Origin of the sequence: Rufibacter roseus (genome assembly GCF_001647285.1) — a bacterium.
GTDB classification, from domain to species: domain Bacteria; phylum Bacteroidota; class Bacteroidia; order Cytophagales; family Hymenobacteraceae; genus Nibribacter; species Nibribacter roseus.
In genome coordinates this window covers 529,333-552,310 of the sequence record NZ_LRML01000001.1, presented here as the reverse complement: position 1 = coordinate 552,310, position 22,978 = coordinate 529,333, and the positions used below count along the sequence as shown (strand labels likewise).

At 47.6% G+C, this 22,978-nt stretch carries 19 protein-coding genes; 10 read left to right on the top strand and 9 right to left on the bottom strand.

Features of this window, described 5'->3' with window-relative positions; genetic code table 11:
- Window positions 1–183 precede the first annotated feature (183 nt).
- Window positions 184–2,037 (top strand): ABC transporter ATP-binding protein, encoded by a 1,854-nt coding sequence (locus A8O23_RS01860; protein WP_066615773.1) that lies wholly within the window; start codon window positions 184–186, stop codon window positions 2,035–2,037.
- 444 nt (window positions 2,038–2,481) lie between these two features.
- Here the strand turns inward: A8O23_RS01860 and A8O23_RS01855 are convergent, their stop codons facing one another.
- Window positions 2,482–3,669, bottom strand: a complete 1,188-nt coding sequence (locus A8O23_RS01855) for an MFS transporter (protein WP_066615772.1) — start codon at window positions 3,667–3,669, stop codon at window positions 2,482–2,484.
- Between the two features lie 260 nt (window positions 3,670–3,929).
- Between A8O23_RS01855 and A8O23_RS21315 the strand changes: the two genes are divergently transcribed.
- Both A8O23_RS21315 and A8O23_RS01845 read left to right on the top strand, forming a co-directional pair.
- A complete protein-coding gene (locus A8O23_RS21315; RefSeq protein ID WP_082882841.1) occupies window positions 3,930–5,876 on the top strand; it encodes a peptidylprolyl isomerase in 1,947 nt (648 codons plus the stop codon).
- Window positions 5,877–6,019: 143 nt separating this feature from the next.
- On the top strand, window positions 6,020–7,099 hold the full coding sequence (locus tag A8O23_RS01845; RefSeq protein WP_066615770.1) for an AAA family ATPase: 1,080 nt from the start codon (window positions 6,020–6,022) through the stop codon (window positions 7,097–7,099).
- Between the two features lie 351 nt (window positions 7,100–7,450).
- Here A8O23_RS01845 and rsmG read toward each other — a convergent pair whose 3' ends face one another.
- The 4 genes from rsmG to A8O23_RS01825 all read right to left on the bottom strand — a co-directional run bounded on the left by rsmG (window position 7,451) and on the right by A8O23_RS01825 (window position 10,934).
- Window positions 7,451–8,092: a 16S rRNA (guanine(527)-N(7))-methyltransferase RsmG gene (gene rsmG, locus A8O23_RS01840; RefSeq protein ID WP_066615768.1), complete on the bottom strand. Its 642-nt coding sequence runs from the start codon at window positions 8,090–8,092 to the stop codon at window positions 7,451–7,453.
- Between the two features lie 554 nt (window positions 8,093–8,646).
- On the bottom strand, window positions 8,647–9,255 hold the full coding sequence (locus tag A8O23_RS01835; protein WP_066615766.1) for an RNA polymerase sigma factor: 609 nt from the start codon (window positions 9,253–9,255) through the stop codon (window positions 8,647–8,649).
- Window positions 9,246–10,349, bottom strand: coding sequence for a glycosyltransferase (locus tag A8O23_RS01830; protein WP_066615912.1), 1,104 nt, complete (start codon window positions 10,347–10,349; stop codon window positions 9,246–9,248). Before A8O23_RS01830 ends, A8O23_RS01835 begins: the two co-directional genes overlap by 10 nt.
- A 90-nt stretch (window positions 10,350–10,439) precedes the next feature.
- The gene (locus A8O23_RS01825) at window positions 10,440–10,934 is read right to left on the bottom strand and encodes a hypothetical protein (protein ID WP_066615765.1); all 495 of its coding nucleotides are present in this window, start codon (window positions 10,932–10,934) and stop codon (window positions 10,440–10,442) included.
- A gap of 183 nt (window positions 10,935–11,117) precedes the next feature.
- Here A8O23_RS01825 and tgt point away from each other — a divergent pair, with 183 nt between their 5' ends.
- From tgt to A8O23_RS01810, 3 genes are all read left to right on the top strand, one after another.
- Window positions 11,118–12,248, top strand: a complete 1,131-nt coding sequence (tgt, locus tag A8O23_RS01820) for a tRNA guanosine(34) transglycosylase Tgt (protein WP_066615764.1) — start codon at window positions 11,118–11,120, stop codon at window positions 12,246–12,248.
- Between the two features lie 108 nt (window positions 12,249–12,356).
- Window positions 12,357–13,433 carry an LptF/LptG family permease gene (locus A8O23_RS01815; RefSeq protein ID WP_066615762.1) on the top strand — a complete coding sequence of 359 codons (1,077 nt, stop codon included), beginning with the start codon at window positions 12,357–12,359 and terminating at the stop codon, window positions 13,431–13,433.
- 184 nt (window positions 13,434–13,617) lie between these two features.
- Window positions 13,618–14,541, top strand: coding sequence for a DMT family transporter (locus A8O23_RS01810; RefSeq protein ID WP_066615760.1), 924 nt, complete (start codon window positions 13,618–13,620; stop codon window positions 14,539–14,541).
- On the opposite strand, the gene ispE is transcribed toward A8O23_RS01810, so the two are convergent.
- Window positions 14,518–15,330 carry a 4-(cytidine 5'-diphospho)-2-C-methyl-D-erythritol kinase gene (ispE, locus tag A8O23_RS01805; protein ID WP_066615758.1) on the bottom strand — a complete coding sequence of 271 codons (813 nt, stop codon included), beginning with the start codon at window positions 15,328–15,330 and terminating at the stop codon, window positions 14,518–14,520. The two genes, A8O23_RS01810 and ispE, sit on opposite strands and share 24 nt — an antisense overlap.
- Before the next feature lie 191 nt (window positions 15,331–15,521).
- On the opposite strand from ispE, the gene A8O23_RS01800 reads away from it, so the two are divergent.
- From A8O23_RS01800 to A8O23_RS01785, 4 genes are all read left to right on the top strand, one after another.
- Window positions 15,522–16,619 (top strand): transglutaminase domain-containing protein, encoded by a 1,098-nt coding sequence (locus A8O23_RS01800; protein WP_066615756.1) that lies wholly within the window; start codon window positions 15,522–15,524, stop codon window positions 16,617–16,619.
- 81 nt (window positions 16,620–16,700) lie between these two features.
- Window positions 16,701–17,315, top strand: coding sequence for a sugar transferase (locus A8O23_RS01795; RefSeq protein ID WP_066615755.1), 615 nt, complete (start codon window positions 16,701–16,703; stop codon window positions 17,313–17,315).
- Window positions 17,312–17,962, top strand: a complete 651-nt coding sequence (locus tag A8O23_RS01790; RefSeq protein ID WP_066615753.1) for an acetyltransferase — start codon at window positions 17,312–17,314, stop codon at window positions 17,960–17,962. The genes A8O23_RS01795 and A8O23_RS01790 overlap by 4 nt, the downstream gene beginning before the upstream one ends.
- Window positions 17,959–19,095 carry a DegT/DnrJ/EryC1/StrS family aminotransferase gene (locus tag A8O23_RS01785; RefSeq protein ID WP_066615751.1) on the top strand — a complete coding sequence of 379 codons (1,137 nt, stop codon included), beginning with the start codon at window positions 17,959–17,961 and terminating at the stop codon, window positions 19,093–19,095. The genes A8O23_RS01790 and A8O23_RS01785 overlap by 4 nt, the downstream gene beginning before the upstream one ends.
- Before the next feature lie 737 nt (window positions 19,096–19,832).
- On the opposite strand, the gene A8O23_RS01780 is transcribed toward A8O23_RS01785, so the two are convergent.
- From A8O23_RS01780 to A8O23_RS01770, 3 genes are all read right to left on the bottom strand, one after another.
- Window positions 19,833–20,420 (bottom strand): 50S ribosomal protein L25/general stress protein Ctc, encoded by a 588-nt coding sequence (locus tag A8O23_RS01780; protein ID WP_066615750.1) that lies wholly within the window; start codon window positions 20,418–20,420, stop codon window positions 19,833–19,835.
- A gap of 99 nt (window positions 20,421–20,519) precedes the next feature.
- Window positions 20,520–21,452, bottom strand: coding sequence for a ribose-phosphate pyrophosphokinase (locus A8O23_RS01775; RefSeq protein ID WP_066615748.1), 933 nt, complete (start codon window positions 21,450–21,452; stop codon window positions 20,520–20,522).
- Window positions 21,453–21,674: 222 nt separating this feature from the next.
- A complete protein-coding gene (locus A8O23_RS01770; RefSeq protein ID WP_066615746.1) occupies window positions 21,675–22,862 on the bottom strand; it encodes an aldose epimerase family protein in 1,188 nt (395 codons plus the stop codon).
- Window positions 22,863–22,978 lie beyond the last annotated feature (116 nt).

The following is a 22,978-nucleotide window of genomic DNA, read 5'->3' as shown; positions in this document are numbered from 1 at the left end:
TGCAAAGCTATACACCATGGCTGTAATAACACAGAAAACCTGATACCCTTTGCTAAACCAACTCTCGTTAAGGCACCACAACTATACGTTTTCGACCTATTTTCTTTAAAACAGACCAAAAAGAGTGTCTGCATCTCAAGCCCATCTCTTCCGTACTAACAAGCTTTGTGTAACTTCACGCCTATGGCAATTTGGTCTAACTTCTTTGGCAAAAAGCCTCCTAAACTGGGGCAGCCAGCTCTTTCAGTACAAGAGAGAGTGAGTGCCCTAAAGCATTTGCCGCCCTTCCTGAAGATGGTGTGGCAAACCAACCCCCGTATGGCTTTGGTCAACGTGGTGCTGCGGGCACTGCGGGCGGGTATTCCGCTGGCAATACTGTATGTGGGGCAACTGATAATTGACGAGGTGGTACGCCTTACCCAAACCACCGGCGGCTCCACCAACTACCTTCTTACGCTGGTGGCCGTAGAGTTTGGGTTGGCCGTTGTCTCAGATGTATTGAACCGGGGCATTGCCCTAATTGATGGGCTGCTGGGCGATTTATTTGCGAATCAGTCTTCTATAAAACTCATGGAGCACGCCGCCGAGCTAGACCTTGACCAGTTCGAGGACTCAGCTTTCTATGACAAACTGGAGCGCGCCCGCCGCCAAACCCTCAGCCGAACCGTGCTCATGAGTCAGGTGCTGGGGCAGCTGCAGGATATATTGACCATGGTGATTTTAGCAGTGGGTCTGGCAGCTTTTAACCCTTGGCTGCTGCTGTTACTGTTTATAGCCGTGCTGCCAGCTTTTTTGGGCGAATCACATTTCAACGAAAGAAGCTATTCGCTGGTGCATGGCTGGACACCTGAGCGCCGTGAGCTGGACTACCTCCGCCAAACCGGTGCCAGCGATGATACTGCCAAAGAAGTGAAAATATTTGGTCTTTCTGGTTTTCTGGTGAACCGCTTCCGGGAATTATCTTCTAAATTTTACCTCGATAACAAAAAGTTGTCTACCCGCCGGGCCGCTTGGGGAAGCGTGTTTGCCTCGCTCGGAAGCGCGGGTTACTATGGCGCCTATGTTTATCTTATTCTGCAAACCGCCGCTGGCGTAGTTTCCATTGGCCAGCTCACTTTTTTGGCCGGCTCTTTTATGCGCATGCGGGGTCTGCTGGAGGCTGTATTGAATAGGTTCACCAGTGTGGCCGAGGGATCGCTGTACCTGCAGGACTTTTTCGACTTTTTTAACCTGCAACCTAGAATACAGCGGCAAGCTTCGGCTCCTACATTCCCGCGCCCTATTCTGCACGGCTTTACGTTTGAAAACGTAGGCTTCAAATACCGTAACACTGAAAAATGGGCCATCCGGAACCTTAACTTCACACTTAGAGCCGGTGAAAAACTGGCTTTGGTTGGTGAAAACGGTGCCGGCAAAACTACCCTTGTCAAACTCCTCTCCCGCCTCTACGACCCCACCGAAGGCCGTATTTTATTAGACGGAGTAGACCTGCGAGAGTATAACCCAGAAGACTTGCGTCGCGAAATAGGGGTTATTTTCCAGGACTTCGTCCGTTTTCAGATGACCGCGGGCACCAACATCGCCATTGGCCGCATTGACGAGAAGGAAAACCGCCCCCGCATTGAATCTTCGGCGCAACAAAGCCTGGCAGATACGGTTATTTCCAAACTGCCCGAAGGTTATGACCAAATCATTGGTCGCCGGTTCAGCAAAGGTGTAGATTTATCTGGCGGAGAGTGGCAAAAAATAGCTTTGGGCCGTGCCTACATGCGTGACGCTCAGCTCCTGATTCTGGACGAGCCAACCGCCGCCCTGGATGCCCGTGCCGAACACGAGGTATTTCAGCGATTCTCTGAGCTCACCCAAGGCAAAACTGCCGTGCTCATCTCCCACCGCTTCAGCACCGTTAGAATGGCCGACAGAATTCTAGTGATCGAGAACGGTCAGTTCGTGGAAATGGGCTCACATGAAGAACTCATTGCCAAAGGCGACAGATACGCTGAGTTGTTCCGGCTGCAGGCAAAGGGGTATTTGTAACTGATTGTTGGTTGCTGATTGTTGATTGTTTTAATGTGAAGGATCAAAACAAACCACTCACGTAAACATTTTAGACCTACTTTTAGAAAAAGAGGCCGATAATTGGAAAGCGCCATTCTCTCTCCCCAAGGGAGAGGGTTAGGGTTAGGGGCACGGTAACTATGAAACAAAAGCCTCAAAATTCTCCAATTCCCCGCTTATTGGCACAGACGCTCGCAGGTCTTGAAGACGCTGTGAAGTCTATTGAGCTACCATTTTAGGCTAATTTTTCAGAAAACAGGCCAAAAACGCACTTCCTCATCAAGCGTTTGTCCATACCCATTGCTACTCTTGGAGATATTCCCCCCTTTGAAGGGGGCGAAGGGGGATGTTTACACCTGCCGGTCCACGCATTCCTAAAACTGTTTTCGGCCTATTTTTCAGAAAGCAGCCTTAAAACAGCACCTACCCAGCCTTCTCCAGAGACCTATACTTGCTGTGATTCCCAAAAACCAGATAAAGAAATGCCAATGCACAAAGCCCGGCTGCGGCCCAAAACGGATAAGGAAGCGTAGAAGCATCATTACCGTACAACCATCCCGATACAAAAGCGCCCATGCCAATACCGGTTTCCAATGCAATATAAATAGTGGCCATGGCACGTCCCCGGTTCTGGGGGTGGCTCAGGTCAATGCACCAGGCGTACAACGTAGGTGAGTTCATGCCCGAACCCACGCCAAACAAAATGGCCGCAACTAAGAATTGAAACTTAGTTGTAGCCGTAGCCAGCGTGACCATAGAAATCACTAATATCACTGAAGAAACCTTTAACACCCGTACCCTACCATATTTATCAGAGGCGCGACCGGCTAAAAACCGGATACCTAGCGAGGAAACCGTGAAGAAAGTAAAAAAGAGTCCTTTGTTGCCCATCTGCAGGTGCTCACTGAAATCAGGAGCAAGAGTAAGTACCGCGCCAAAACAAAAGATATTGAGCAGCATGACAATGAAGGGAGGCAGTACATTGGGCTCGAAAATCTCATGGCGGCGCACCCTTAGCAGCCGTAAACTGAAACGCTGCGGACGAGGCAAGGTCTCCCTCATACCCGACAACACCAGCACCGACAGCAACGCCAGCCCTGCCGATCCTACGAACAGGTACTGTATGGACATAAACTTACCTAACTCACCCCCTAACGCCGGGCCGGCGGCCATGCCCAAACTTCCCGCCAAACCAAAGATTCCAATAGCCTCGCCCCTGCGTGACAACGGCACCACATCGGCTATGTAGGCAGAGTTGCCTGTGGGTGTGAAACCCGTGGAAAAACCGTGCAGCAGGCGCAAAAGCAAAAATCCGAAGACTGTAGTAAACACGGGGTACAGCAGTCCGCATACCACGCACACCAACACACCAAAATACATAACGGGCATTCGGCCCCAGGTATCGGCGAGCTTTCCGCTGAAGGGTCTGGAGATGCAGGCGGTAATGGCAAACAAACCAATGATTAAGCCTTTGTATTCTTCGCCACCCAGGCGCGTCAGGTAACTGGGCAGCTCGGGAATGAGCATGTTAAAGCTGGCAAAGAACAAGAAGGAGCTAAGGCAAAGCAACCAGAATTGCAGCGTATAGACCTGGGGAGTAGCTGAGGACATTCTTATATAAAACAGAAGCCGCAAAGGTCTGAAAGTTTGCCCAAGCCTACAAAGACAGATGTCCTTTTGACCTGTTTTCAGGAAAACAAGCTAAAAACGCAACTCCTGCACCCGCTAATCAGTAATGAACGCAACACAAAGATCCGCACATTCGCCCCCTCACAATAAGTGCTTCAAAACTTGTGACATTGCATAACGAACAACGATTAACGGATAACGAAAAACAAAATTCGTATCTTCCGTTTTTGAATTCCAACTCTATGAAAAAAAGATTCCGCAGTGCCGCTGCGCTACTCTTGATAGCGGCTGCCTGTAGCCAACCTGGTCAGAAAAGCAGCTCCGGTACTGGCAACAAATTCTCAGACGCCACCATCCGCAACATCTACACCTTGCAAGACGAGCGCAAAACTGAAGGCCTACTGCCTTTTCTGCAGCGCCCTGAGGCTATGTACCGTCGTGAAGCTGCCTTAGCATTTGCCTCAGTGCAGGACACTGCCGCTGTTTCTGCCTTGACTCCGTTACTGCAAGACCCAGAGGCCGAAGTACAGAAAGCCGCTGCCTATGCGCTTGGTCAAATAGGAAAATCGTCGGCAGAACAAGCTTTGATAGCAGCGTACGGCTCTATCACCAATCCTGCAGTTCGGGCTGAAATACTGGAAGTCTGGGGAAAAGTAGCTACTCAACGAGGTCTGGACATGTTATCTATGATTTCATCTGGTGACTCTGAACTTCAACGAGGACAAGCGTGGGCGTTATACCGGGCTGGCCAACGGAAACTGAATTATGGTGCCGCTTTAAAGAAAGCCAGCAATTTATTGAGTGCCAAAGATGAAGCCACCCGACTAGGGGCCGCTCATTTTTTAGGTCGTACGCCTAACTTAGATGTTAGTGCCCTGAAACAGCCATTGTTCACTGTGGTGCGGCAAGACCCTAGTGCCCACGTACGCATGGCCGCAGTGCTGGCCTTAGGTAAAATGACTGATACCAGCGGAGTTGCCCCTGTCATAACCCAGGTACTGCGCAACGATACTGATTACCGGGTGCGGGTAAATGCCGTACGTCCGCTGCACAATTTAGCGTATGCCCAGGTGAAAGACGCTGCCTTTGCTGCACTTTCAGACAAACACCCGCACGTGGCACTGGCTGCCGCTGAATATTTAACGGCCAAAGCTCCTGCTTCAGAATCGGGTAGATTATTAGAGGAAGCTAACAAGCAGTCAAAGTGGCGTGTGAGAGCTGCTCTTTTTGGAGCCGCTTTGGCAACAGCCCCCTCTGCTCAAAAAAGTGCGGTTGCCCAACAGATACAGCAGCGATATACTACTAGTAAAGACCCTTATGAAAAAGCCGCTCTTCTTACGGCTTTGAGCAAAGACCAGAACCAGTTCAAGTTCATTCAAGAGCAGGTATTCACTGCCAAAGACCCGGTTATCGGCACCACCGGACTAGAAACCTTGGCTTCTATCAGGGGCCGGAAAGACTTTAATCAAGCCAACGCCGCAGAATTCAGCAATATTTTTAAACGAGCCGTAGAGTCTGGCGACGTGGCTTTAGTGGGCATCGGGGCTGGAGCTATTCGTAATCCGGACCTAGGCATGAGATTCTCATTTCCAGACAAATCTTTCCTGACCCAAGCCCGCGACAAACTCACCCTACCCCGCGATGTGGAAACCCACATTGAGCTGCAGAAAACCATTGATTATTTAGAAGGAAAACCAGAAAGTCCGGTAGCCAAAACACCCTTCTCGCACCCTATCAATTGGGCAACGGTGAACAGCCTCTCTAAAGACCAGAAAGCTTTGCTCCGTACATCAAAAGGCGATATAACCCTTCAATTGTACGTAGAGGATGCCCCCGGCTCAGTAGCCAATTTTGTGGAGTTGGTGAAGAAAGGCTTCTATGATGGCAAGAATTTTCACCGTGTGGTGCCCAACTTTGTGGTACAGGGCGGCGACCCGCGTGGCGACGGCTGGGGCAGCTCAGACTACGCTATCCGCTCAGAATTCCCGAACCTGCACTACCTGGAAGGCACCTTAGGCATGGCCAGTGCCGGCAAAGACACCGAAAGCGTGCAATGGTTCATCACCCACTCCCCCACCCCGCACCTAGACGGCCGCTACAGCATCTTCGCCCATGTAATAAAAGGCATGGATGTGGTGCATCAACTGGAGATTGGCGATAAGATTGAGAAGGTGACGTTGGTGAAGTAGTATATGGTTGTTAGTGTTTAGGGGAAACTCATCTCCTCTTTTTTCTCCCAGCATTCGTTCAAGAAGCATGGATAAACTATCATTCCTTTAGAGTTGCTTACATTTTAACTACTGCAGTATTTAAGATTAAATAAAAAAGAGAAATGCCCCATTTGATAGATGCATTTGATGATTACAATGACTTCGGCCGGACCCGATATTTTATCATCTGTTTTGATAAGTTACCTTCTAGTTTAAGTTTTGAAACAGCCCTCAAGGCAAGTAAAGAATCAATGGAACAGGTAGTTACCTCCCTTGACTTTGAAAAAAATAAGCTAGTGGAGGTTTTCAAGAACTGGAGCACAGAAGATGACAAAGATTCAGACTCTTCAAAAGATTATCCCTACCAGTACCTATTGAAAAGTACAGCCAAGGCTTTACTTATTTGGGTTTCTCTGAACAACAATGAACTCTACGTTGAATTCTTGTATGATGCAACAGATTTGAATTTGGAGCAAGAGGTAATCTCTTTGAATAAAACCTTGCGTGTTGAATTTGGCACTAATAAGGCTCCTACGTTTAAAGTTCTCACTTATGATTCAAAGCATTTTGACACCGAGGATGTCAAGAGTGAGTTTCTACAGGTAAACATAGAAGAACATTATAATGATGACTTTCAGGAGATAAACAGCATCATAGAAAACTCCCTGGAACAGGAAAGATCTGGCCTGATTCTGCTGCATGGAGCGCCTGGCACCGGAAAGACTTCCTATATTAAGCACCTACTTTCACGTTTCCATGAGCACAATTTCATATTTGTGCAAAATGAATTTGTAAAGGATTTATTGAACCCTGACTTCATCTCGTTCTTGTTGAAGAACAGGAACTCTATTTTAGTCATAGAAGATGCCGAAAAAGTAATAACCACTAGAGAGAACATTCATGAGAACTCCGTGGCCTCTACCATTCTGCAATTAACTGACGGGCTTTTCAGTGACTATTTGAACATTAAAATTATCTGCACCTTCAACACCAATATTGACAGAGTTGACAAAGCTTTGCTCCGGAAAGGTCGTTTGATTGCTAATTATGAGTTCAAGCCTCTTTCATCAGAAAAAACAAATAAGCTATTGCAAACATTAGGTCACACCACTACCGACACAGACATGTCGCTCGCTGACATCTTCAATTATGAAGACAAAGCTTTTGAAACAGCAGGCTCCAGAAAGAAGATTGGCTTTTAACTCTGCTCCATCAGCGCAAATTTTTACTGAACAGTATCTATAAAAGCAGAAGCCGCCCCACTACTGGAGCGGCTTCTCTTTTATGGCCCTAGCTCTTTTCAGTCTGTTTTTCAGAAATTAGGCTGAAAACAGAAAAGCGGTATCCCCTCTCCCTCGAGTAGAGGGTTAGGGGACAACCATTTGCTATGAAGCAATACCTCTTGCCTAATTCAGGCTGTTAAACTTACCTTGAATAGCTGCTTTTACAGCTTGAACCGTAGTTTCCCCTCATCCTAACCTTCTCCCCTAAGGAGAAGGGACAGCGATAATGCGTTTTAAGACAGTTTTCCAGAAAACAGGCCAAAAATAGATTTACGCCGTTGGGTGCTGGGGCACGAACACCACTTTCTTGGTTTCAAAGAACTCTTCGTTGAAGTAACTGTTCAGTTCAAATACCTCATGCACCAGCCCTGCCTCGGCTAGTTCTTCTTCTAAATCACCGCCTTTCAGATAATACAGCCCTTGCTCCGGCACGCTCTCTTTCTTGAAGCTAAACTGAATCCACTGGTAGAAAGTAGCCAATCTGGCCACCGCACGACTCACTATATAGTCATACTTCTCATGCACCTGCTCAGCGCGGGTATGGCTGGCTTTCACATTATGTAATTTCAGCTCGTGCGCAATCTCCTGCACCACGTGAATCTTCTTGCCAATGGAATCTACCAAATGAAACTTCACCTCGGGGAACAGAATGGCTAATGGCAACCCTGGCAATCCGCCGCCCGTTCCCACGTCCATTACGCTGGTACCCGCCGGGAACTGTACCACTTTGGCAATGCCCAGCGAGTGCAGAATATGGTTCACCATCAGGTTGTCCATGTCTTTGCGGGAGATGACATTGATTTTGGAGTTCCATTCCCCGTACAACTCCACCAGCTGCGAAAACTGCTGCTGTTGCTCAGGAGTGAGATCTGGAAAATATTGGAGAAGAATATCGACGGAGTTCGCGTTCATAGGCTCAAAGATAATTAAAAGAGTCCTGAGTCTCGAGTTCTGAGTCTTGAGTTTTGAAGTAAGTGCAGGAGGTGCGTTTTTGCGTTGTTTTCTAAAATTTAGGCTGAAAACGATTTTATATTTAAAGCTTCTCCTTTTACGCCTATTATAAGCAGACTTCCCCTTTGAAGGGGGCGAAGGGGGGATGTTTACACCTGCCGGGCATGGTGTTCCAACCATTTCTGTTTACGGACAGGGCTTTACCTTTCCGCTGCGGTGGCCAACGTGTTCCGCCTGCAATAGAACATCATCAATAACTAAGCAGGGCGTATGCTATACGCCCCTACAGATCAGCAATACGTGTCTCTCCTGTATACATCCCCCTTCGCCCCCTTCAAAGGGGGGAATCTGCTAGAGCATGCACTATCGCCTTGGCAACTGGAGAACACCTGAACAGCGTTTTCGGCTTAATGTCGCAAAAACAGACCTAAAACACCAGAAGCAGCCCTCGGGCTGCTTCTGGTGTTTTAGGTCTGACGTCTTGTGTCTAAAATCTAATATCCAACGTCTAACATCTAAATCAAGTGTTTCTTATTTTTCACCATGTCATAGAGCAACTCGCGGGCGCGGTGAAGCTGGGCTTTTACGGTTCCTAGCGGGGCACTCAATTCAGTGGCTATTTCTTCATAGGAGAGTTCATCAAAATAACGGAGGGTCACGAGGCGCTGGTACTTATCAGGCAGTTTGCTCACGATGTACTGCATGATCTCGATTTTCTGGTTTTTGATAGCCGTCTCCTGCGGGTTCAGGTTGTTGTCTTTAAAGTCGATGGTGATCTCGTCGCCGTTGTCAATCTTGATGGCGGAGTCAATGCTCATCGTTTTGATCTTGTTCTTCCGGATGAAGTCGATGCAGTTGTTCGTGGCGATACGGAAAAGCCAGGTACTGAAGGCATACTCGGGGTTGAACTTGTGCAGGTTACGGAAGGCTTTCGCAAAAGCTTCGATGGTGAGGTCTTCGGCGTCATCGGCGTTACGCACCATCTTGAGCACCACGTGATAAACCGGCTTTTTGTATATCTGCATCAGCTCTGCATATGCCTTCTCATCCCCATCTTCCACGGCCGACTGAATCAGTTTAAAATCGTGTTTCGCTTTCGCGGAGAATTGCTTGTTTACTTCCATCTTACCTTTTTAGTCGTTAGAACAGAGATTCCAATCCCTATATAATTGAGGTAATACCCCAGTTCCAGTACAGGCAACAGCCACCATTTAAGTGGGTCATGTAACCGGCGGGCTACTGGCAGATATGTGCAATATAGTGCCACATACCTCACTCCAATAATAACGCCAACCCAGTGCAATTGGTACTGAACCCCCAAAAGAACTCCTGATATTACATAAAACAGTATGTTAGACAGGACAAAAAGTCCGATTCTGAACTGTGCTTTTTTCTTATAGTGCCTTCCGGCGGCTAAATGTCTTCTTTTTTGTTTCCACCAGCTGAGCCACCGCGTCTCGGGGGCACTTTCTGTTTGCGCGTCTTTCTCAATGACAATCTGAACGGCAGAATGTTTGGCGGCTTCCTGCACAAACAAGTCATCATCACCGCCTACAGATCTGATATGGCTGGCAAAACCTTTATTCCGTAAGAACGTGGTTTTGGTGTAGGCTAAGTTTCGGCCCACTCCCATGTACGCTCTCCCCTTCTTGGCAAACGACAGATACTGCATTGCCGTCAAGAAGGTTTCAAAACGGATTAAATGATTTAAGAATCCATATATACGCATATACGGAGAAACGCCCAAAATGATATCCCCACCTGCTGAAAATCCTGCGGCCATTCGTTGCGCCCATTGGGCAGAAACAGGTCTGCAGTCAGCGTCTGTGAACAGTAGGTGCTCATTCTGTGCCGCTTTTATGCCCAGAAACAACGCCACTTTTTTATGGCTCATGTACCGCGCCTCTTCTTTTACCCGCACCAACTTAACCTGCGGGTGCTCCAGCATGTACTCCTTCACCAGCACGTGGGTGCCGTCCCAGGAGCGGTCATCTATGATGATAATTTCAAAAGGCGCCGGATACTCTTGCTGTACCAGCATTGGCAACAGTTCCTGCAGGTTCTTTACTTCATTATGGGCGGCCACCAAAATAGACAGCGGCGGCAGATCTTCTGCCCGTGCTGGCGCTGGATCTTTATAGAAAGCGAGCGGCAGAAAATAATAAAACTCATAAAAAAACTGAATCAGCACTATAAGCCCGAGCAGACTTAATGGCAAATATTGAGCTAAAATGGGTAAATCTGAAAACAAGCAAAAAAGATTAAAAGGAAGGGAATAGTTTGGCTGTAAAGATAACCTGAAGTAGGATTAATTTCTCCACCTCACATAGGCTACTTCATACCCGTTCATGCTAAGTACAAGGCTGTCATTCGTCAATTTTTTTATTCGGCTTCTCTCCGTTCCGTAATCATAGTAAACTATCAATGAATCTCCTTTCAACAGGTAAGGCATGTTTCCGTCGCCGTCATAGTCTACCACAAACAGACCATCTTTTGTTAAATCAAAAGTAGCATGCGGGTCATTTAAATCACTCACCCAGGCATGAAAAAGCTTTTCTAAAGGCACAGATGCATTCACAATCTGAGTTTTCTGCGCTTTCTTATCAGCAGTGGCATCAGAGACCGGTTCAGTTGAAGTCAGACTACCTGAAGCGGAGCCAGCGTCGCCTTCCATGGCTGCCTCACCGGCAATGGAAGTTTCAGAGGCTAGATTTGCCTCCCTCTCTAGGTTTTCCTTCCCCCCACATGAGCCAGTAAAAACCAGTGCCAACCATAAGCTTACAACTTTAACATACGTTTTCATTTATTGCATTTTTACAGACTTGAATGTTGAACCAAATGTAGCACAAATTTTGATGCGTGGCGGTTATCCGCAGGGCAATCTGTATCTTTGTGGTTTGGAGAAAGAGTGGCTTTGGCAAAAATGCCAACCTTCTGCCGCACAAGAACTAAAAGGTAGATTTCTCCGGCACTTTACCTGTTGTACATGACTTTTGATTTAGTAGCGAAAGATCCCGCTTCCAAAGCCCGCGCCGGCGTTCTTACCACGGCGCATGGCACCATACAAACCCCTATTTTTATGCCGGTAGGCACTGCCGGCACCGTAAAAGCCGTGCACCAGCGCGAGCTGCACGACGACATTCAGGCCCAAATCATTTTAGGTAACACCTATCACTTATACTTGAGACCAGGACTGGATGTGCTGGGTAAAGCTGGCGGATTGCACAAATTTAACGGCTGGGACAAACCTATCTTGACCGATAGCGGCGGCTATCAGGTTTTCTCCCTTTCCGGCACCCGCAAGATTGTGGAAGAGGGCGTGAAATTCCGCTCCCATATTGACGGCTCTAGGCACCTGTTCACTCCTGAGAATGTGATGGACACCCAGCGCGTGATTGGGGCCGATATTATCATGGCTTTTGACGAGTGCACCCCTTACCCTTGCGACTATAAGTACGCAAAGAATTCAATGGAGCGTACCCACCGTTGGCTGCAGCGTTGCATTGACCGTTTTGACGCTACTGAAGGACATTACGGCTATGAGCAAACCCTCTTCCCAATTGTGCAGGGCAGCACCTACAAAGACTTGCGCATACAGTCTGCCGAGACCATTGCCAGTAAAGGAAGACCGGGCAACGCCATTGGTGGCTTAAGCGTGGGCGAGCCCGCCGAGATGATGTACGAAATGACGGAACTGGTATGTGACATACTGCCCGCCGACAAACCGCGTTACCTCATGGGTGTGGGCACGCCAGCCAACATTCTAGAGAACATTGCCTTGGGCGTAGACATGTTTGACTGCGTATTGCCGACCAGAAATGCCAGAAACGGCATGCTTTTCACTACTCAAGGGATCATCAACATCAGAAATGAGCGCTGGAAAGAAGATTTCTCGCCAATTGATGCTGAGTTGGGTGGCTACGTGAGCTCGTTTTACAGCAAGGCTTATCTGCGCCACCTCATGCACGCCACCGAAATGCTGGGTGCCCAGATTGCCAGCGTGCACAACCTCACGTTCTTCCTGTGGCTCGTGGGTCAGGCCAGAGAGCAAATCTTAGCCGGCACCTTCCGCACCTGGAAAGACGAAATGGTGAAAAAGTTAATGACCAGACTTTAATTAGAAATTAGAAATTATGAATTAGAAATTGGGGATGCTCCTTTTTCAGTTGTCTTAGAAATCAGAAGTCATTTCTAATTTCTAATTTTTAATTCATAATTAAACAGTGTGAAGCTTTTAGATAAATATATTCTCCAGAAGTTCCTGACCACGTTCGTGTTTGTGGTGATCATTCTGATTGCGGTAATCTGCGTGATTGACTTTGTAGAGAAGAATGATGATTTCATTCAGCACAACCTCCCCGTGAAGATCATTGTGTTCGATTATTACATGAACATGATTCCGCATTACATCAACATGCTGAGCCCTATCACGGTGTTTATTGCTACGGTGTTTGTGACGGCAAAGCTTGCCACACGTACGGAAATTGTGGCTATTCTGAGCAGTGGTGTCTCTTTTAAACGGATGCTGGTGCCTTACATCATCGGGTCTATCATCATCGGGATACTTATCTTCTTTTTCGCTTCGTATGTTATTCCTACTGCCAACAAAACACGCGTTGCTTTTGAGATTAAGTATGTAAAGAACCCTTACACGTTTGAGGGGCGAAATGTGCATTTCCGTATTGGGCCAGAAACTTATGCTTACCTGGAAAGCTATAACAACCACGCCAATGTGGGCTATAAGTTTACGCTGGAAAAAATCAGAAAACAGGAGCTGCTGAGCAAATTGACTTCTGAGAGCATTCGCTGGGACAGTACCAAACAAAAGTGGCACATGGACAGCTACACCCTGCGCACCTTTAACGGCGATAAAGAGACCATTCAACATGGCGGAGCGGTTGACACCACGCTCAACATGCTGCCCAAAGATTTTGCCAGTACCTACCGCCTGAAAGAAACCCTCACCAATGCAGAGCTAAACGCACTCATAGATGAGAAAATCTTACGTGGCGCCACGGATGTGGAAATGTACATGACTGAAAAGTACGAGCGCATGAGTTACCCTTTTGCCATTACCGTGCTTACCATTATTGGCGTGATTCTGAGTTCCAGGAAGGTACGAGGAGGCGTCGGCCTGCAGATAGCACTCGGATTCGTGCTGGCCTTCGTGTTTATTATCTTCGTGATGATGAGCCGGAGCCTAGCCTCGGTAGGCGGTATTCACCCCATGTTTGCCGCCTGGATTCCGCTCATTGTATTCTCCGGCATTGGTATATTCCTGTACAAAACGGTACCTCGGTAATGGTTGATTGCTGATTGTCTATTGCTGATTGTTCATTGACTGATCTCTTCTGGCGCAAGCGTCCGCTTGCGCCAGAAAATCAACAATTAGTTACTCCTGTTTTAGGCTTGATTTCACAAAAACAGGCCTAAAACAACACAGAAACTTAATTGCTCCTTCTTCATTGTTCATTACTCATTCTCACTTGGAAGCACCTCGTTTTAAAGACTTTTTTGAGCTTCACTTCATTATTCTGCTGTGGGGATTCACCGCTATTTTAGGCAAGCTTATTTCAATTCCGGCGGTGGAGTTGGTGTTCTACCGCACCCTGTTCACAGCTCTTGCGCTGGCAGTTTTGATCAAATACCGGAAGCAGCCATTCAATATTGGGCGGGCAGAAATCATTAAAATTGCGAGTGTAGGCTTTCTGATTGCCGGGCACTGGATTCTGTTTTTCGCCTCTGCCCGGGTATCTTCGGTGTCAATCTGCTTGGCGGGATTGTCTACCGCCAGCCTCTGGACTTCTATTCTGGAACCCATCTTCACAAACAAGAAAATTAAGCCTCATGAGGTGGCCTTGGCCGTTCTCATAATGGTGGGGCTTTACATTATCTTCCGATTTGAGTTTGACCATGCCCTGGGTATTTTTATGGCCGTGGCTTCTGCGTTTTTGGCTTCTTGCTTTACCATCATCAACAGTGGCCTCACCAAACGGCTGCCTGCCACCACCATTACCTGCTATGAGATGGCCGGTGCCTGGCTGGCTACTACGCTGTTCCTGCCCTTTTATCAACTTTGGTTGTCAGAAAATGGCGAGCTTCAGTTAGGGGTAAACACATCAGATGTGCTTTGGATAGGAATTCTAACCATTGTCTGCACGTTCTATGCCTACACCGCTGCCGTACGCCTCATGCAGAAATTCAGCGCCTACACCATGAACCTGACGGTGAACTTAGAGCCTGTATATGGAATTCTGCTGGCTTTCTTCATTTTCAAAGAAGGCGAAAGAATGTCGGCGGGCTTTTACTACGGGGCGGCTATCATTCTATTCAGTGTATTCCTGCACCCAATTCTGGAAGCGCTGATCAACCGCCGGCAGCGCAAGCTAAAGAGTGCCCTGCCAAACTGAGTATTCTGCTGGGAAACTCACGTTTTCGGGCTGATTTCCGGAAAACAGGCCGAAAACGGTAGAGCCGGAACCAGACATAGATGCGCACACCGCTCCCATTTGGTACAACTGTTCCTTTAACTCTCCCAGCACCGGGTATTTGGGGAAGAGGCTCAGCTCAAAGTCATTCACCACTTCATTTTTCCAGGTTATCGGGTCCTGCTTCAGTAGCGATCTTAAATCTTTTTCAGGAGTGCGTGGCACTACCCCCGCGTAAGCCTCAGCGGTGCTAATAGCCAAGTTGGGGTACACTAGCACAATGTGCCACCCTTTCAGGTCCAGATTGATTTCTTCAAACACATCACCTTTCTCTACTGCCAGCACCGGTTCGTTTTTAACGAAGAAGGCACAGTCGCTGCCTAACTGGCGGGCGTAATTCTGAAGAATCTCGTCTGATAAACCTAGGTCAAAGGTGCTGTTCAGAATCTTGAGCGTGAAAGCGGCATCGGCGGAGCCGCCTCCCAAACCCGCGCCCATAGGTATGACCTTGTGCAGGTGCATTTTAATGGGTGGCAACTGGTATTCCTTCCGCAACAATTCATACGCTTTCCAACAAAGGTTTTGCTTTGGCTCCCCGGGTACAGGAAGTCCAGACAAGGTAAACGAAGGCTCGTCGTTAGCAGGTAGAATTTCCAAGGCATCAGACCAGCCTACCGGGTAAAAACAAGATACCAGGTTATGGAAGCCGTCTGGCCGTTTCTCCACCAACTGAAGACCCAGATTAATCTTTGCGTTCGGAAATTGAATCATGGGTGCAAATTTAGCAGGTTCCTTCATATTCGCCTCTTCCGCCCGAACCTTCAGCTATCTTCTTGTTGTTCAATCAATACTGAAGCAGCACGTTTTTAGGTTGATTTTCAAAAAATAAGCTTAAAACGCCCGCTGACTCACTACCAGTTACTTGTTTATCGTTATACATCTGAATTTATTCTTGCCTTTACATGCGAGTTCTAATATATATTTTACTCATTTCTGTTCTTCCGCTACAACTTGCCGCCCAGGCTACTTCGCCGTTTGCCCAGGTAGACCAAAAGGTGCTGCAAATTCCGGCGCAGGAGACACAAACTATTGAACAACTTTCGGCTTATATAAACCGTCATTTCCAGACGCCGCAAGACCGGGTCAGGGCGGCGTATATGTGGCTGGCCAATAATGTGGCATATGATGTAGCCAGTCTGAACGGCAACATGCTCCTTAGAAAAGGTCAGAATTTTATTGACCAGACCCTGCGTACCCGCAAGGCGCTTTGCCAGGGCTATGCCGAGGTATTTCAGGAGCTTTGCAACCGGGCCGGCGTGAAAGCTTATTTTGTAGGTGGCTACACGAAACAATTTGGTCAGGTAGATTACCTCAGGCATGCTTGGTGCGCTGCCCAGATAGACGGCAAGTGGTACCTCTTCGACCCCACTTGGGGAGCTGGTTTTGTACAGGCCAATAAATTTGTCAAAAAGCCTACCGAAAAGCATTTCATGGTAGCACCTTCTGACATGATTCAGTCACATTACCCGTTTGACCCGCTCTGGCAGTTCTCGCTTTCGCCCATTAAAAGCAAGGAATTTGATGCTGGTATTTCCCCGGCTACGCCTCGCAAGCCTTTCTTCCAGTTCACCGACACTTTAAAGGCGTACGAGGCAGAAGATGACTACCGCCGCTTAGAGAGCACCGCCCGCCGCATGGAAGCCCACGGCGCAGAACATCCATTTTTGGCTGAGCACCTCCAGCACCTAAAGCAGGGTGTTGAAATAGAGCGTTACAACGCCATCACTAACACCTATAACCAAGGCATTGATTTGCTTAACGAATTTATTCATTACAAAAACAACCGCCTGCTTTCTAAAAAAGGAGAAGCGGAGGTAAAGCGGATACTCACGAGTTCGGTGGAGAACCTGAAGTCTGCCAAAAGTCAGATAACGGCTGCCCAATGGAAACAACGGAAAGACATTACCTCCTTCGCCAAAAATATTGACTTGGCTCTTGCGCACGCACTGTCACAAGAAACCTTCATAGATAATTATTTTAAAGCTTCTAAGGCGCGGTAATTTTCTAATTTCACTCCATATTTAGGCTCAGTAATCAAAAACTGTCACTGTTTACTGATAACTAATTACTGGAAACTGTTCATGTACCAACCCCACGGGAAACGCCTTTTTGATATTTCTTTGGGCAGCGCTACCTTGCTGTTGCTCTGGCCCCTGATGGTGTTGGTGGCGGCAGTATTGTGGTTCAGTCTGAAAGGGCGCATTCTGTTCCGGCAGCAGCGGCCCGGGCTGCATGGAAAGCCGTTTACGTTCTACAAATTCAGAACCATGACGGATAAACTTGACATACATGGGGAGCTTTTACCAGATGCAGAACGGCTCACCACTATTGGCAAGTTGATCCGCCGCACTTCTTTAGATGAACTGCCCCAGCTTTTAAACGTGTTGCGCGGCGACATGAGCTTTGTGGGCCCAAGGCCGCTGCTCATGGACTACTTGCCGCTGTACTCTCCTGAACAAGCGCGCCGGCACCTCGTAAAACCGGGTATAACAGGCTGGGCGCAGGTGAATGGCCGGAATCTTCTCAAATGGGAAGAAAAGTTTACCTTTGATGTGTGGTACGTGGAGCATGTTTCGTTTAAGCTAGACCTGTACATTCTCTGGCGCACCGTACGCCATTTGTTCAAACCAGAAGGAGTTTCGGCGCCAGGCACGGCCACCATGGAGCGTTTTACCGGTTCATCAAATCAGACATGAGTTTAAAAAAAATAGTGATAGTAGGTACAGGCGGCTTAGGCCGCGAAGTTCTGATGCTACTTCACCAATTAAATACGGTTTCGCCCCAATGGGAAGTTACCGGCTTTTATGACGATGCCGAACCAGAGCAATTGCCCAATCACTTGCCTTACCTGGGCACAGTGCGAGACCTGAACAATGCCCAGTTTCCGGTGCACGTGGCCATTGGCATTGGCAACCCTACTGCTAAAGCCGATGTGGTGAAACGCCTGTTCAACCCTCTGCTCATGTTTCCGGTGCTAGTGCACCCTTCCGTAGCCAATGAAGAGTATCAGGGCAACACCTTCGGCGCCGGCACCATAATCTGCCAGAATTGTATTCTTACCACCAATGTAACGCTGGGTCAGCACGTTTTCCTGAATCTATCCTGCACCGTTGGCCATGATGCCGTTCTTCATGATTTCTGCTCTCTTATGCCACAGGTAGCGGTAAGCGGCGGCGTAGTTTTGGGCAAAGGAGTCTACGGTGGCACCAACAGCACCATTTTACAAAACCGTAAAGTAGGAGCTTTCACCACTATTGGCGCAGGCGCCGTAGTCACGCAAGATTTACCCAGTTACTGTACTGCAGTGGGTGTGCCAGCCCGAGTTACCACCCAGAGCGCATGAGCCAGTCTCAAGACTTTATCTATCTCTCGCCCCCGCACATGGGCGGCCAGGAGCAGCGGTACGTACAGGAGGCTTTTGACCAGAACTGGATTACCACCGCAGGCGCCAATGTAGATGGTTTTGAAACAGAACTGGCTCAGTATTTACAGGCTCCTGCTGCGGCAGCTTTGTCTTCGGGCACGGCCGCGTTGCACCTGGCCTTGCTTGCGTTAGGCGTAGGCTCCGGAGATGAAGTCTTCTGCTCTACCTTCACCTTTGTTGCCAGCGCCAATCCAATCTTATATGTAGGGGCCACACCCGTATTTATAGATAGTGAGCCCAACACCTGGAACCTCTGCCCTCTCACCTTAGAAAAAGCTCTTATAGACCGAAAACAAAAAGGCAAACTTCCGAAAGCTCTCATGTTAGTGCACCTGTACGGTATGCCTGCCAAAATGAGAGAGATAGTTGAAATTACCCAGCATTACGGTGTGCCCATCATTGAAGACACTGCTGAGGCGCTTGGCTCTCGTTTCCATGGTCAATTGCTGGGTACTTTTGGTGCAATTGGAGCCTTCTCCTTCAACGGAAATAAGATAATCACCACCTCAGGCGGCGGAGCGTTGATCTCAGCTGACAATCAATTAGTGAAAAAGGCAAAATGGCTGGCTCAGCAGGCTAAAGATGATAAGCCTTTTTATCACCACAGCACCGTTGGCTTTAATTACGGGCTTAGCAACATCAGTGCCGGTATTGGTCGCGGTCAGCTGCAGGTATTAGAAGAAAGAATTGAGCAGCGCCGTGCTATATTCAACAATTACAAGAACCTGCTGCAAAACATAGAAGAGATAGAGTGGCATGAGGAACCAAAAGGTTTTTTCTCAAACCGCTGGCTTTCCTGCTTCACCACCAAGAAGGGCAGCAAAATCTCTCCTGAAGATCTGCGGCTAGCTCTTTTAAAGGAGAACATTGAAGTCCGCAGGCTCTGGCAACCAATGCACCGGCAACCATTGTTCCAAGGCGCTGAAAGCTTTGGCGGCGAAGTGAGCGAAGACCTATTTGCCCGCGGCCTCTGCCTCCCCTCCGGTTCCGCACTTTCATTAACAGATCAAGAACGTATTGCCGACGTTATTTCAAAAGCGTTTTTGGCCTGATTTCCTGAAAAAAAGTCAAAAACATGGTTCACTAATGAAATATATTAGGAAGCTCCTATCTCTATACCAAATAAAAGGTGATGCGCGCATCGCGGGTAACTCTACCAAGGAACTACAGAAATAATAAACCAATAACTTCAAATCAGGAAAATCACAGGCAGCAGAATTGGAACTGATACCAGCCGTGGGGGTGAGCGCCTCGCTTTGAGCGGTGCCGCGGCAGCGGCAAGACCGAAGGTCTAGTGAAAAGGGCAGTGCGAATCCACAGGGCAGGGCCTCGCGGCCGTGAGCGCTCAGCGCCAAAGAGACGGAGAAGGCTGTCCTGTGAGGCCTTGGATAAGCAGTTGCTACTAAAGCTCGGGAGCGGAAAAATGTACGGACAGGTCGCGACCTGTCCATTGCGGTGGCTAATACATTGCTGCCTACAATGGTACATCTTCGTTAGATCCTTCGGCTAGTGCCCAGGATGACCATGGAAGATACAGAATGAGTGGAACTTGCCCCCGCCTTTCCAAAGAGGGGAGTATCAAAAATGCATGTACCGGCAGGTATAAACATTCCCCTCGCCCCTTCAAAGGGAGGTATCTTAAATGCGTTTTAAAACTGATTATTGGAAAATTTCACCTTATGTGTTTTAGGCTTCATTTCTCCAAAACAGTCCTAAAACGGAGGTAAATAAAAAATCCTGCCCCGCGTGTAGCAGAACAGGATTTTTAGAAAGGTTGAAAAAGCAGCGCTTATTTCTTGCCACCTTTTTTCTCTTCGGCCTGAGCACTCTTCAGCGCTCTTGGGATAGTTACCGTAGCTACAGGAGCAAGACCGTTGGTCAAGATAGTGTAGTCGGCTGGTGCGATTTTGTTTACTTTGATAGACTTACCTAATTCCAGTTCAGAAATGTCTACTGCAATAGAATCTGGCAGGTTAGCAGGAAGAGCCTTCACGCGTAGTTTACGCAGTTTAGTCACCAGTTTACCACCGGCAATCACACCCGGAGAAGTACCTACGAAACGTACAGGCACATCAACTTTCACTTCTTTATCGTCTTGCAACAACAAGAAATCCACGTGCAGGAGTTGCTCGTTCACTGGGTGGAACTGCAGGTCTTGCATGATCGCCTTGTAGTGTGTTCCTTCAATGTTCAAGTCTACTTGATACACATCTGGAGTGTATACCAACGGACGGAACAGAATGGCTGGGGCAGAAAAGTGAATTTGCTCTGCGCCACCGTATAACACACATGGAACTTGAGCTTCATCACGAAGCGCCTTAGCTTCGGATTTACCGAGATTTGCTCTTTTAAACCCTATAATCTCTAAGCTTTGCATAAAAAATAGTTAAAAAATAAAAAATAAAAACTCTTTTAGGAGCGATTCAACAATGACTTTCGCCTCTGTTTAGTTCACTCCAGATATATTTTACAGCTCTTAGATGAACAGTGAGCTGATAGAATCATGCGTTACCACGTTGCTGATGGCTCTGGCGAAAAGATCAGAGAAGGTTAGAACCTTTATTTTAGAGCTCTCTTTGCGCAACGGAATAGTGTTTGAGATAACCAATTCCTCTAAAACTGAATTTTCTATTCGCTCGTAAGCTGGGCCTGACAAAACTCCGTGAGTGGCGATAGCTCGTACACTTTTGGCACCTTTCTCTTTCAACAGCTCAGCGGCTTTGGTGATGGTTCCAGCAGTATCTACCAAGTCGTCTACCAATACCACGTCCATACCTTCTACATCACCTATTACCTGCATAGAGGCAATTTCATTGGCGCGTTTCCGGTGCTTATCACAAACAACCATCTCTACCCCAAATATTTTGGCGAAGCTTCTGGTTCTTACCACCCCTCCTACGTCTGGCGAGGCGAAAATCAGATCCTGCCCCAAGTCAAGGCTGCGCAGGTAAGGCACAAATATGGCCGAACCATCTAAATGATCCACCGGAATATCAAAGAAGCCCTGAATCTGACCAGCATGCAGGTCACATGTCATCAAGCGGTCGGCTCCTACGCACTGAATGGCATTAGCCATTACCTTAGCCCCAATAGAAACCCGTGGCTTGTCTTTGCGGTCCTGGCGGGCATATCCGTAGTAGGGCATAACCACAATTACTTTATGCGCCGAAGCACGCTTAGCCGCGTCTACCATCAGCATGAGTTCCATAAGGTTCTCAGAAGGCGGGAAAGTAGACTGGATCAGGAACACCTCGCACCCGCGCACAGACTCATTGAAATGAACTGAAATTTCACCGTCTGAGAAGCGCTGAATGGTTAAGTCTCCCAAAGGCAGACCATAAGAAGCAGCTACTTGTTCAGCAAAATACCGGGAGGCAGTTCCGGAGAAGATTTTAACCGTAGGGCTCATGGAGTAGGCGAGGTTGCTAAATGGAGCCGCAAAATTACTCCTTATTTCTTAAGGCTCAAACGAAGTGACCAAAAATATAGCTCATATTATAAAGATGTTTCCCAACAAGAGTCTGAATTCTATCTCTACACCGGTTAAACCTTTATTAAACTTATAAGGCTTATAGATAAGAGTCATATAAAATATCACGCCTACCCATGGGCAGGCGTGATATTAGAATGTCTATTTCACAGAGAACTTGTATACCGAAGTGGTATTATAAGTTTCTCCTGGCTTAAGCACTGTGCTAGGAAAAGAAGACTGGTTTGGGGAATCAGGGAAATGCTGGGTCTCCAGGCAGAAAGCTGTTCTAAACTCATCTTTCGCCCCTGACTTAAGTGTGTGCGTTGCGTCCATGAAGTTACCGCTGTAAAACTGCAGGCCAGGTTCTTGGGTGTAAATATCCATTTTGATACCGCTCTTTTCACCAACCACAGTGGCGGCATGGAACATGTCATCCTGGGCGCTGCGGTTTAAAACAAAGTTGTGGTCATAGCCTTTGCCATACTGTAGCTGCTGGTTCTGGTTTTCTATTCTGGCGCCAATGGTAGTGGCCTGCTTGAAATCAAATGGAGTATTGGCCACTGGCTCAATGCCCGTAGGAATCAAAGTAGAATCTACTGGATTGTATTTGTCTGCATTTATTTGCAGCTGGTGCCCCAGAATATCTCCACTGCCCTCTCCGTTTAAGTTGAAATAAGTATGGTTGGTCAAGTTTACAATGGTTGGTTTATCAGTTGTGGCCTGGTAGTTAATTTTCAGTTCGTTTTCATCAGTGAGGGTATAAGTCAATTTCACATTTAAATTCCCAGGATACCCTTCTTCCATGTCTTTAGAAAGATACGTCAACTCCAAGGTCTGGTCATCAATTTTGTTGGCATTCCAGACTACACGTGAAAATCCTTTGTTGCCGCCGTGCAAATGATTTGCGCCATTATTGGTAGCCAAAGTATATTCTTTGCCATTCAAGGTAAACTTGCCTTTGGCAATACGGTTGCCGTAGCGTCCAACAACAGCCCCAAAGAAGGTGTCTGCCCCTTGGGCAAACTCTTTCACGCTGCCTGACCCCACCACTACATCTGTCAACTTACCATTTTTGTCTGGCACTAGCAGGCTCACCACTCTGCCGCCGTAGTTGGTTATGGCGGCCTGTGCATTGTTTTTATTCTTTAGCACGTACAGGTCCGTCTGCTTTTCATCTATAGTAGATTGAAATTTAGAGGCATCGGGGAGCTGGGCTTGCTGCCCTTCAGCAGTTTCTGTCTTAGAAGAATCGGCTTGTTCTTGGTTGCTGTTTTGGGTACAGGCGCTTGCATACATTAGCGAAGCCAGCAGGAACGCCGGAACTGTCTTTCGGAACAAAATCATCATGAAGAATTAGTTTGGTGTTTGTAGTTAAAATTATTTTGAATGGAAATATACAATAAAGATTAAAGCCCTTGCCGCACCATTGGCCAATTCTAATTGCCGCAGGAAAGTTGTTCCGC

Coding starts and splice junctions, on each gene's coding strand:
- A8O23_RS21315 (WP_082882841.1), top strand. CDS start 3,930: ATGAAAAAAAGATTCCGCAGTGCCGCTGCGCTACTCTTGATAGCGGCT.
- ispE (WP_066615758.1), bottom strand. CDS start 15,330: ATGATTCAATTTCCGAACGCAAAGATTAATCTGGGTCTTCAGTTGGTG.
- A8O23_RS01780 (WP_066615750.1), bottom strand. CDS start 20,420: ATGCAAAGCTTAGAGATTATAGGGTTTAAAAGAGCAAATCTCGGTAAA.
- A8O23_RS01825 (WP_066615765.1), bottom strand. CDS start 10,934: ATGAAAACGTATGTTAAAGTTGTAAGCTTATGGTTGGCACTGGTTTTT.
- A8O23_RS01855 (WP_066615772.1), bottom strand. CDS start 3,669: ATGTCCTCAGCTACTCCCCAGGTCTATACGCTGCAATTCTGGTTGCTT.
- A8O23_RS01770 (WP_066615746.1), bottom strand. CDS start 22,862: ATGATGATTTTGTTCCGAAAGACAGTTCCGGCGTTCCTGCTGGCTTCG.
- rsmG (WP_066615768.1), bottom strand. CDS start 8,092: ATGAACGCGAACTCCGTCGATATTCTTCTCCAATATTTTCCAGATCTC.
- tgt (WP_066615764.1), top strand. CDS start 11,118: ATGACTTTTGATTTAGTAGCGAAAGATCCCGCTTCCAAAGCCCGCGCC.
- A8O23_RS01835 (WP_066615766.1), bottom strand. CDS start 9,255: ATGGAAGTAAACAAGCAATTCTCCGCGAAAGCGAAACACGATTTTAAA.
- A8O23_RS01795 (WP_066615755.1), top strand. CDS start 16,701: ATGTACCAACCCCACGGGAAACGCCTTTTTGATATTTCTTTGGGCAGC.
- A8O23_RS01790 (WP_066615753.1), top strand. CDS start 17,312: ATGAGTTTAAAAAAAATAGTGATAGTAGGTACAGGCGGCTTAGGCCGC.
- A8O23_RS01775 (WP_066615748.1), bottom strand. CDS start 21,452: ATGAGCCCTACGGTTAAAATCTTCTCCGGAACTGCCTCCCGGTATTTT.
- A8O23_RS01800 (WP_066615756.1), top strand. CDS start 15,522: ATGCGAGTTCTAATATATATTTTACTCATTTCTGTTCTTCCGCTACAA.
- A8O23_RS01845 (WP_066615770.1), top strand. CDS start 6,020: ATGCCCCATTTGATAGATGCATTTGATGATTACAATGACTTCGGCCGG.
- A8O23_RS01860 (WP_066615773.1), top strand. CDS start 184: ATGGCAATTTGGTCTAACTTCTTTGGCAAAAAGCCTCCTAAACTGGGG.
- A8O23_RS01785 (WP_066615751.1), top strand. CDS start 17,959: ATGAGCCAGTCTCAAGACTTTATCTATCTCTCGCCCCCGCACATGGGC.